We start from the raw sequence: 5500 nt of genomic DNA on the forward strand, positions 1-5500 counted from the left end.
ATCTCGAGCGTCGATCAGCCCGGCGGCCTCGGCCAGCGACAGCACCCGGTCGCGGGCGCGACGCGCGGCCTCGGGATGGCGGTCCGGGCGGCGCGCCTCCGGCGCCTGGGGCAGCGCCACCAGCAGCGCGGCCTCGGCGAGATCGAGCCGACGCGGCTCCTTGCCGAACCAGGCCAGGGCGCCGGCGCGCACGCCCTCGAGGTTGCCGCCGAAGGGGGCCAGGGTCAGATAGGCATCGAGGATGCGCGACTTCGGATAGGCGCGCTCGAGCGCCAGCGCGGTGCGGATCTGCGCGAGCTTGGCCGCCGGGGTGCGGGTCGGGTGACCGGCGCGCAGCCGCGCCAACTGCATGGTCAGGGTCGAGCCGCCGGAGACGATCCGCCCGCGTGTCGCCCACTGCCAGGCCGCGCGCGCCAGGGCGCGCGGATCGACGCCGGGGTGACGCTCGAAGCGCCGGTCCTCGATCGTCAACAGCAGGGCGAGGTAGTCCGGGTCGAGCGCGGCGGCGGAGGTCGCCAACCGCCAGCGCCCGTCCTCGACGGGGAAGGCGCGCAGCAGTCGCTCGTCGCGATCGAGCACCTCGACCGCGACCGGGACCTCGAGCACCGGCGCCGTGCCGCCGAACAGCCAGCTCAGGCCACCGAGCAGCAGCGCCAGCCCCGCCGCGACACCCCAGCGCCGCACCGGCCGGCTCAGGGCGCCGGCGGCGCCACCCGCAGCTCGCCGCTCGCGCCCCAGCCGCGCAGTCGCGGTCGGTACATGTCCTCGATCCGCGCCGGGGCCAGGGCGAACACCCCGGGCGCCACCGCGCGGGCGCGATAGGCGAGACGAAAGCGCCGTGGCGCCGCCTCGTCACGTTCGAGCGCGACCACCAGGGCATCGCGCCCGAAGGACTGGTGCAACGGCCACTCCACCGTCTCGCCCAGCCAGTCGAACCCGGCGGGTGCATCACCGCCGAGCAGCCGCGGGTTGGCGATCGCCAGCCCGCCGGGCAGCGGGTCGACCACCAGCAAGCGTCCGCGCCGCGCCCGGCTCGACTCGACATCGAGCACCACCACCAGCTGCTGACCCTGCACCAGCGCGGCGGGATCGAGCGCTCGACCGTCGAGGTCGTGATAGCTGCGACTGATGCGATAGCCGACGCCACCGGCGACGACTGCGCCCTCGGGCACCCCGATCCGGGTCTCGACCAGGGTCAGCGGACCCTCGCCCGGATTCTCGATCCAGGGCGCGGCGGCGAGCGCGGCCGGGTCGAGGCGCAACGGCAACACGCCCTCGTCATCACCGCGCGAGAGCACCCCGGCGGCACGCGCCAGCCAGGCGAGTTCCTGGGTACTGAGCGCGCCCTCGAGATCGAGCCCGGCGAGCAGTTGCGCCGGCGCCTCCAGCGCCACCCCGGACTCGGCGGCGAGCACGATCACCCCGGCGCGATCGCGCAGCCAGGAGCCGTAGTCCTCGCGCCAGCCGTCCGCGTCACCGGGCGGCGTCATCGCCACCGCGCTGGCGAAGGCGCGCGCGGCGCGCTCCTGCTCGCCATAGCGGGCGAGTGCGGCGCCGAGCTGGGCGCGCGATAGCGGCGTGGCGAAGTGCTCGAGCCGTGCGTCGAGGTAATAGCGCAGATCGCCGAGATCGGCGCGACCGGCCCGCGCCAGCACCGCCAGCGCATAGGCCAGGGACTCGCCACCGTGGCTGAACTCCGGGGCATAGGCGACCTGGTTGGCGAGGTTGTCGAGCGCCAGCGCCAATGCCTGCGCCGGCACCGCCAGCCCGTGCGCGTCGGCGCGAACCAGGAAGTCGCTGACATAGGCGTCGAGCCAGGCCGAGCCGCCGTCCTGCCCCCAACGCCCGAAGCCGCCGTCGGCGCGCTGGCTGGCGAGCACCTCGGCGAGGGTCTCGGTCAGTCGCGCCGCGACCTCGCGCGGCGCCTCCAGCGCGCGCGCCCGATCGGCGAGCGCAAGCAGCGGCAGGGCGCGGCTGACCCGCTGCTCGGTACAGCGATAGGGATAGCGATCGAGTGCAAGCAGCGGCCCGGCGACATCGATGCCGGTCATCGCAGCATCGGCGAGCACCAGGCTCGCGCCCGCCGGCGCCAGCCCGGCGAGAGCATCGGCGGCGGGCCGCCAGCGCTCGCCCGGGGCGAGACGGTGCCAGCGACGGCTGAGCGTCGCGGCGCGCTGATCGCGCACCTCGAGGGCGAAGCGACGCTCGATCGGCGCGCCCACGGGCGGCACCAGCCGCACCCGCAGCGCCCCCTCGCCCGCCGCCGTGGCACTCAACGGCAGGTCGAGCGCCACCGGCGCACCGGGCGCGAGCATCACGTCATGGCCCCGTGCCTCGACCGGGATCTGCAACGGTCCGGCCGCGGTGACCTCGACCCGGGCCGGACCGCTCACCCCCTCGAAGGCGGTCAGTTCCAGCCCGAGGCGGCTGCGATCGCCCGGGGCGAGCAGCGCCGGCAGGCTGGCGCGCACGCTCACCGGATCGCGCACCAGCAGCTCGCGCGCGGCGTGCCCGACCCCATCGGCCGACCAGGCCATCGCCGCCAGGCGCACCCGCCCCTCGAACTGCGGCAGCGCAAGCCGCACCCGCGCGCGCCCCTCGGCGTCGACCTCGAGGATCGCCGATTGCAGCGCCAGCAGCGGCTCGGTCGGCGGCGGCGCACGGCGCTCGAGGATGCCGCCGTCGCCGCCGCTGCGCACCACGCCCGGGGTGGCGCCGAACAGGTCGATCAGCCGACCGTAGAGATCGCGGATCTCGGTGCCGAGACGGCGCTGCCCGAAGTACCAGTCGTCGGGGGCCGGGGTCGGGTGGTCGGTGAGCGCGAGGATGCCGGTGTCGACCGCCGCCAGGGTGACGTGGACCGGCTCCTCCGGGGTCGCGCCCGCGACCTGCAGCGTCACCTCCAGCGGCGCGCGCGGACGCGCCAGCGCCGGGGCCTCGATGGCGACGCCGAGGCGGCGCGCACCGGGATCGACCGCCACCCAGCGCAACCCGATGGCGCGCCCCGGCATGCGCCCGGCGGCGGTATCGAGCGGGCGGTGCAACAGCACGCAGACATAGGCCCCGGCGCCCCAGTCGGTCTCGACCGGCAACTCCAGGGTCAGCCCCTCGGCGGGCACCTCGACCTGCCGGCGCGCCAATAAGCGCTCGCCGAGCACCAGCACCGTCGCGGTGCCGGCGAAGCGCGGCTCGAGCCGCACCCGTACCCGCTCACCGACGGCATAGCCGGGACGATCGAGGGTGACGCCGAGCAGGTCCGGGGTGTCCTCGCACCCAGGGGCGGTGGTCCAGCCGGCATCGAAGTCGAGCGCGACCGGCAGCGCCCGACCGGCGCCATCCTCGACGGTCAGTCGATAGCTGCCCCAGTCGACCGCGGTCTCGAGCCGCGCCGGCGTCTCGGCGTCGAGCGCCAGCTCACCGCTGGCCACCCGCCGGCTGGTGACGATCGGTTCGTAGCGCCAGCGATCGTCGAGGCGATACCACTGGAAGCGGGTCTCGAGCCGCGCCAGGGTCCAGCGCGCGTGCTCGACGGCGATGCGCTCGCCGCTCGGATCGAGCGCGATCAGCTCGAAGGCGGCACTGGCGCCGCTCTCGACCCGATCGTCGAAGAGTGCGCGCGCGCCGAGCCTGGGCGCCGGATCGCGCAGCGCGCGGGTCAACCGGCGCTCGACCGGGCGCGCGCCGTCCTCGCTCGCGCGCACCTGCAGCGTCAGCGCCAGCGGTCTGGTGGAGGGGTCGAGTTCGGGGAGCACCAACGGCATCCGCGCCCGGCCGGCGGCATCGGCGCGACGCGTCGGCAGCGCCGCGCCGAGCGGGGTGAAGTCCTCGTCGGTGAGACCGAAGCGGAACCCGGGCGCGGCCTCGAGCTGATCGCGGGCGACCACCCGCAGCTCACCGTCGAGCTGCAGGCCCGCGCCCGGGGCACCGTAGCGATAGCGCGCCTCCAGCCCGAGATCGGGCAGCGCGGCGGGGTCGAGCGGACCGGGCGGCAGCTCGGCGACGAGATCGACGCGCTCGGGGACGAAGTCCTCGACCAGGAAGGCCACCTCGGCCAGCGCCGGGCCCTCGGGGTCGGCGTGGAGACGGGCGCGCCAGGTGCCGTGCATGGCGGTGTCGGCGAGCGCGACCTGAGCGCGGTAGGCGCCGCCGCCCTGGTCGTCGAGCCGCTGACGCCGGGCGACATGACCGTCGGGACGCTCCACCACCAGGGTGGTGGTCAGCCCGGTGACGGCGGCGGCGAGCCGGTCGCGCACCAGCGCGGTGAGCACCACCGACTCACCCGGACGATAGGCGCCGCGTTCGCTGCTCAGGAAGACATCGAGCGCGGCGGCGGGCGGGCGCCCGGCGACACCGCGATCGCGCAGGTCGAAGGGGGCGCGGGCGAGATCGAGGAAGGCGTAATCGCCGGCCGCCTCCTCGGCCTCGGCCACCAGCAGCGCCGGGGCATCGCCGCCGCGACCGCGCAGCAGCCCGGGGGCGAAGCGGGCATAGCCCGCGGCGTCGCTGCGGGTCTCGCCGAGCACCCGGTCGTTGACCGCGAGCAACCGCAGCCGCACCCCGGCGCGCGGCTCGGCGGTGCCCAGGGCGCGCACCAGGACGTGCAGCCCATCGGCGCCGGTGAGCGCGCTCAACCCCAGGTCGGAGACCACGAACCACTGGCTCGCCAGCGACTCGTCACGCTCGGCGGACAGCTCCTGCGGGCGTGCGGTAAGCAGATAGACCCCCGGCTCGAAGCGCTCGACCAGGGCGTCGAGCGGGATGCCGGTGCTCACCTCCTGGTTGCGACGGGCATCGACCGCGACGCTGCCCGACCACAGCGCCGAGCCCAGACGCTCGGCGATGCGCTCGCGCGACCAGCGATCGAGCTGGCGCTCGAACAGGCCCTCGGCGCGCACCTGGGTGAGCGCGCGGTCGTCGACCCGGTAGAGCTCGAGCGCCAGACGCGCGCTGTTGACCGAGACCACCGGCAGACGCGCGCCGCTGCCGCGCGGCAGGACATAGGCGCGCGACTGGAAGCGGGCGAGCGGGGCGCGATCGCGGACATAGAGGTCGAGCTCGACGTCCCTGGCCAGTACCTCACCGGTGGCACTCGGCAACCCGGCGCGCAGCCGCACCCGATAGCCCTGGCCATGACGTACGCCATCGAGACAGAGCTGGTCGCGCTCGGGTTGGAGGGCGAGGTCGGGGTCGCCCTCGACGCGCACGAAGTCGTCGATCTCGGCACGGTCGCGGGCGAGCGGTTCGCTGAAGCGGACACAGACCCTGGGGGCGGCGGCATCGGCGTCGATGGCGTGATCGAGCACCCGGAAGCCGTGTTCGGCGAGCAGACGGGCGTACTCGGCGCGCAGCGTCGCATCCTCGTCCAGGGCGAGCGCGGCGCGGGTGGCGCGGATCGCCTCGGGCCACGACTCGCGCGCGGCGAAGGCGCGCCCGAGCAGGGCGAGCGTGGCACCGTCCTCCGGGGCCAGGCGCGCGGCGGCGAGCGCGGCGGCGAGCGCGG

General features: G+C 75.6%; 2 protein-coding genes. Both read right to left on the minus strand.

The genetic code is table 11. The features are described 5' to 3' along the window. On the minus strand, nucleotides 1-684 hold a 684-nt coding region (locus EBL84_RS16560), incomplete at its 3' end, for a transglycosylase domain-containing protein (RefSeq protein WP_190287993.1). 8 nt (nucleotides 685-692) lie between these two features. Continuing rightward, nucleotides 693-5500, minus strand: a 4808-nt coding sequence (locus tag EBL84_RS16565; protein ID WP_148040327.1) for an alpha-2-macroglobulin, incomplete at its 5' end; no start/stop codon positions are given.

The organism is Marichromatium sp. AB31, assembly GCF_003718685.1.
GTDB classification, from domain to species: Bacteria; Pseudomonadota; Gammaproteobacteria; order Chromatiales; family Chromatiaceae; genus Marichromatium; species Marichromatium gracile.